This window comes from Amycolatopsis sp. NPDC003676, assembly GCF_053587275.1.
Genome location: NZ_JBSFNS010000255.1, coordinates 1 through 1,840 on the forward strand (window position 1 = coordinate 1; position 1,840 = coordinate 1,840).

1 protein-coding gene is annotated in these 1,840 nt (G+C 71.1%); it reads left to right on the forward strand.

What is annotated here, in order from left to right; translation table 11 throughout:
• Positions 1 to 1,840 (forward strand): cysteine protease StiP domain-containing protein (locus ACWDNU_RS45390; RefSeq protein ID WP_449673392.1); only part of this gene is annotated, 1,840 nt, incomplete at both ends.

Here is a 1,840-nt window from a genome sequence, read left to right on the forward strand (position 1 = left end):
ATGCGCACCGCCGACGACCGCGCCAAGTTCGAGGCGTTCGCCGCCGAACTCGGCGCCCGCATCGACACCGTGTGCCTGGCGGCGGGCCGCACCGAGCTGCCCGACGGCCTGATCGAGACGGTCACCGCGCTGCCGGAGCCGCAGCTCAATCCGACAGCGGCCCAGCGTGGTTCGTCGGGCCGGATCGAATTGTCCTGGCCCGCCGATGTTCCCGAAGGTGGACGGCACGGCATCCTGAACTCCGATGTCGCCGCGTTCGACGTCGCGCTGACGGCGGCCACCGAGCAGGTGCGGGCGCGCCTCGACGCCGAGTTCGCCGGTCGTCCGGTGATCGTGCTCGGCCACGAGGAACTGATGTACCTGCCGCTGCGGCTGGCCGCCGAGCTGGCGGACGCGGGGACGCCCACTCGCTTCCAGACCACCACGCGCTCACCGGCCTACGTGCTCGACGAGCCCGGCTACCCACTGCGACGTGGCTTCCGGTTCCACGCGCCCGAGCCGGACGCGACCGCTCAGCGCTACCTGTACAACGCGCAGTGGCGAGACAGCGACGCGACGCCGGTGCTGCTGGTCGTCATCGATCCGCCCGCCGACACCGATCAGCTCGTCGCCCCCGACGGTTTGGTCGACGTGCTCACCGCGTCGGGTGCCGATGTGCTGATCGCGGTGCTGCCCGGTGCCGACCCGCGAGCGCTGCACACCGTCAGGGCGTCCGCGGAGCCCGCGTCGGCGGACGGCAGATCAGCGCAGCATGCCCTCCCGCGACCGTTGCACGGCCCCGACTTCGGTTCCTACGCCGCCGACGAGGTGTCGTGGCTGATCAAGGATCTGTCCGGCGCCGACCTGGAAGCCGATGTCGCCGAGCGCGAACGGCGGATCCAGGCGGGTGTCGCCCACTACGCGGAATCGCTGCCCGTCGAATACCAGCCCGACGCCGAGTACCGGGAGCTGTTCGAGCGGGTGCTGGCCGAGAGCGCGGAACGGCTGGCGCTCGCGGTGGCGACGGTGGCCGAGTTGGTCGTCGCCGAGCGCGGCGAGGACATCGTGCTGGTGTCGCTGGCCAGGGCGGGTACGCCGGTCGGTGTGCTCATGCGGCGGTGGCTGGCCAGTGGTGTCGGCAGGCCGAGTCTGACCGTGCCGCACTACGCGGTGTCGATCGTGCGTGATCGCGGCATCGATGCGGTGGCGCTGGATTACCTGGCCCGGCACCATGATCCGGCCTCGATCGTGTTCGTCGACGGCTGGACCGGCAAGGGCGCCATCACCAAGGAGCTCACCGAGGCGCTCGACGCCTATCACGCCGCCGGCGGCGCCCGGTTCGACGACGAGCTGGTCGTGCTCGCCGATCCGGGCAACTCGGTGCGCACCTACGGCACCCGCGACGATTTCCTGATCGCCTCCGCGTGCCTGAATTCCACGGTGTCCGGGCTGGTCTCGCGCACCGTCCTCAACGACACCCTGATCGGCCCCGGCGAGTTCCACGGCGCGAAGTTCTATCGCGAACTCGCCGACGTCGATGTCTCGAACCAGCTGCTCGACGCGGTGACGGCCGCCTTCGGCGCCGTGCGCGATCAGGTGCCGGCCGCGGTCGCCGCGATCCAGGCCTCCGACCGCACCCCCGACTGGTCGGGCTGGGCCTCGGTGGAGCGGGTGCGGGCCGAATATGGTGTCGCGACAGTGAATTTCGTGAAGCCGGGGGTCGGCGAGACGACTCGCGTGCTGCTGCGCCGGGTACCGTGGCGGGTGCTGGTTCGCGAAGCTGATGCTCCCGAGCACGCCCACATCCGCCTGCTCGCGGCCGCGCGCAATGTCCCGGTGGAGGTGGTCCCCGACCTGGCCT